This window comes from Bacillus sp. C30 (assembly GCF_040838255.1).
GTDB lineage: Bacteria > Bacillota > Bacilli > Bacillales > Bacillaceae_G > Bacillus_A > Bacillus_A mycoides.
Genome location: NZ_JBFPJH010000351.1, coordinates 1 through 3226, shown reverse-complemented (window position 1 = coordinate 3226; position 3226 = coordinate 1). Strand labels below are relative to the sequence as shown.

Here is a 3226-nt window from a genome sequence, read left to right as displayed (position 1 = left end):
CAACAAGGATTTAAAATGATATTTTCACAAAATATAATCGTTGCTCATGAAGAAGATTGGACAAAATATGATGTTGAAAAAGCTTTAAAGGGGTGTCAGGATGGCTCTGATCATGGTTGGAATGTAATATTCATGGGACTGAAAGAATTGGTTAAAAGAAGAGGGGATAGCTACAAAGGATGATAAACGGTAGTCGAAAAAGTGTAGTTTGAGCAAATTGCCCAAACTACATTTTTTATTTTATGAAATTGGGTAGTTTACATGAATGTACCAAAATTGGAGATAGGTTAGTTTGCAAATGAGGAAATAAAGGATTATAGTTTGTGGAGTCATAATTAGTGGATGAGCCTTGGGAGAAAACAGGAAATGTTACAAATGTATTTTGTTAAATAGAAACCAAGGTCAAAATGTTTAAAAAGAAATAGTTGAATAAATAAAAGCTACAAATTATAATTACTAATATTCTTCATATAGTTAAACAAATAAAATCTATTTGAAGAAGAAAAATTGAATAGAGAGACAGACTTATATAAAATAAGCCTTGGATGATCAAAAGAGGTGGAGAGATGCAACAATTTTTATTAAAGAGTAAACGAGTATTAAGTAATCATTTTGGATTTTTCGTATTTGCCGTTATTTTAATTTGGCTAAAAACATATGCCGCATATGTGACAGAATTTAATTTAGGGATATCGAACACAATCCAAAAGTTCTTACTGTTTTTCAACCCGTTAAGCTCAGCAGTTCTATTTTTAGGACTCGCATTATTCGCAAAAGGGAAACGAGCTTACATTTGGTTAATTATTATTAATTTGCTAATGTCTATACTTTTATACGCAAACGTAGTATATTATCGCTTTTTCAGCGACTTTATTACGTTCCCGACATTAACACAAACGAATAACTTTGGAGATTTAGGTGGTAGTATTTTTGCATTGCTACACTTATATGATCCACTATATTTCTTAGATACAATCATTTTAATTGTTTTAGTTGCAACGAAATTTGTAAATCCTAAACCAATCCGTGTTGCGAAGCATAAATTATCTCTAGTATTTGTAGCAAGTATTTTATTCTTTAGCGTTAACTTAGGTCTGGCAGAATCTGACCGTCCTGAATTGTTAACAAGAACATTTGACCGTAATTATATCGTGAAATATTTAGGGGCGTACAACTTTACGATTTATGATGGTATTCAAAGTGCGAAAGCATCAACAGAACGAGCATTAGCGGATGGAGATAATATGACAGAAGTTAGAAACTATCTTACATCAACTTATGCAAGTCCAAATCCTGAGTATTTCGGTAAAGGAAAAGGAATGAACGTAATTTATATTCATTTAGAGTCATTCCAAAACTTTTTACTAAACTACAAGCTAAATGGCCAAGAAGTTACACCATTCTTAAACTCATTTACAAAAGATGCGAATACGTTATACTTTGATAACTTCTTCCATCAAACAGGACAGGGTAAAACATCTGATGCGGAGTTCATGTTAGAGAACTCAATGTTCGGATTACCACAAGGATCTGTTTTTACAAATAAAGCTCATAACACGTATCAATCAGCACCAGCTATTTTAGGACAACAAGGATACACATCAGCAGTGTTCCATGGTAACTACAAAACATTCTGGAACCGTGATGAAATTTATAAATCATTTGGTTTTAATAAATTCTTTGATGCGTCATACTACGATATGAATGAAAAAGATGTAGTAAACTATGGCTTAAAAGATAAACCGTTCTTTAATGAATCAATTCCGTTATTACAAACGTTGAAACAACCGTTCTATACGAAGTTCATTACGTTATCGAACCATTTCCCTTATCCGATTGATAAAGCGGAAGCAACGATTGAACCAGCTAAAACAGGTGATTCATCAGTAGATACGTACTTCCAAACAGCACGCTATTTAGATGAATCTGTAAAAGGATTCATTGATTACTTGAAACAATCTGGTTTATACGATAACTCAATTATCGTTATGTACGGTGATCATTACGGTATTTCAGATAATCATAGTGCAGCAATGTCTCAAATAATGGGTAAAGAAATGAACTCATTTGAAAATGCTCAATTACAACGTGTACCATTAATCATTCGCGTACCTGGAATGGAAGGCGGCGTACAACATCAATACGGCGGAGAAATTGACGTTCTACCAACCTTATTACACTTACTAGGTACAGATACGAAAAATTATGTCCAATTCGGATCAGATTTATTATCACCAGAGCATAAACAAGTCGTTCCGTTCCGTAACGGTAACTACGTAAGTCCAACAGTTACTGCACTTAACGGCAAATACTATGATACAACGACTGGGAAACCTGTAGAATTTACAGATGAAATAAAACAAAATGAACAAATGGTTCAAAAATCACTAAAATACTCCGACCAAGTTGTTAACGGTGACTTATTACGATTCTACACACCAGAAGGATTTACACCGGTAGAACCTTCTAAATATAACTATAACAATCGTGATAAAGATAAAACGAAGGTGAAGACGACTGAAGACGGGGAAACGAAATAAATAATAAAAAATCCTACTCGTATAGAAAACGAGTAGGATTTTTTGTTTTAAGATTTACTTTCGGATTTTTGGAGTGCTACTTTTTTAGGCATAAAACATGCAATAATCAAAGCTACAAAGGATAAGACTAACATAAATACGTAGGCATCACTTGAGCTGAAGATAGAAGCTAATTTCGTTACTTGCATAGCTGATATGCTTCCATTCTCACTAGATAACTGTGAAGTATGTGAAGTGGATTGAATTGTATACACAGTGATAATGACTGCTGTTCCTATAGCACCTGCTAATTGACGTACGGTATTATTCACTGCGGAACCATGTGAACCCAGTTCTCTTGGTAAAGCGTTTAAACCTGCTGTATTTAAAGGCATCGAAATGAAACTTAGTCCAATGCGTAGAATAATGGTACGAACCATTAAATACATATAAGTGGTGGATTCGGTTAAATCAATTACACCCCACATCGATATAATGATACATATTAAACCTGTAATAAAGAGTGGTTTTGCCCCGTATTTATCAAACATTTTACCTGTGATAGGTGATAAGAAGGCATTAATTACAGCGCCGGGTAATAGAAGTAAACCTGATTCAAAAGCAGTGAAACCTCGTCCATTTTGCAAGTAAATCGGTAAAAGAATTAAATCAGCATACATAATCATCGTAATGAGTACGTTAATGAC

Annotated in this window: 2 protein-coding genes and 1 pseudogene; 2 read left to right on the top strand and 1 reads right to left on the bottom strand. The window is 33.7% G+C overall.

Annotation, left to right across the window (positions count from 1 at the left end; genetic code table 11):
* A pseudogene (locus AB3X49_RS20035) lies at window positions 1-183 on the top strand (SRPBCC family protein); the annotation flags it as partial.
* A 383-nt stretch (window positions 184-566) separates the two neighbouring features.
* Complete coding sequence (gene ltaS, locus AB3X49_RS20030; protein WP_367964310.1) at window positions 567-2540, top strand: lipoteichoic acid synthase; 1974 nt, start codon at window positions 567-569, stop codon at window positions 2538-2540.
* Window positions 2541-2587: 47 nt separating this feature from the next.
* On the opposite strand, the gene AB3X49_RS20025 is transcribed toward ltaS, so the two are convergent.
* The coding region (locus tag AB3X49_RS20025) for an MFS transporter (protein ID WP_367964307.1) at window positions 2588-3226 on the bottom strand (639 nt) is incomplete at its 5' end.

Bases quoted from the DNA above. Each gene is read 5' to 3' on its own strand.
- ltaS (WP_367964310.1), top strand. From the start codon at position 567: ATGCAACAATTTTTATTAAAGAGTAAACGAGTATTAAGTAATCATTTT.